The following is a 340-nucleotide window of genomic DNA, read 5'->3' on the forward strand; positions in this document are numbered from 1 at the left end:
CGGATTCCCGCCTGTACAAAAAGAGCGCTGCTCAAGAGGCCCATCCTCGGTTTCTGGTTCATGATGTGGTCGATGTCCGGTCGGGCGTGATTTTGGATCGTCGTGCAAGTCAGGCTTCGGGTCGTGCAGAACGGGAAGTCAGTCTCCACCAATTGGCCGCCATTCGTTTTCGGCACCCGTCTCTTACGATTCGCACACTCTCGGCAGACAAAGCGTACGGCACCAAAGAGTACTTGGCGGAGCTGAAGGATCTGGGGATAACTTCGCTGGTCAGCTTGAAAAGCCTAACTCTGGAAGAAGTACCGGTTTACAAACGGAAGAGCTCTAGCCTCCAAATCCA

1 protein-coding gene is annotated in these 340 nt (G+C 54.1%); it reads left to right on the forward strand.

Annotated elements, in window-relative coordinates; translation table 11 throughout:
• Nucleotides 1-340, forward strand: a 340-nt coding sequence (locus PPOP_RS19115; protein ID WP_148278022.1) for a transposase, incomplete at both ends; no start/stop codon positions are given.

Source organism: Paenibacillus popilliae ATCC 14706 (assembly GCF_000315235.1).
In the GTDB taxonomy this organism is placed as follows: Bacteria; Bacillota; Bacilli; order Paenibacillales; family Paenibacillaceae; genus Paenibacillus_B; species Paenibacillus_B popilliae.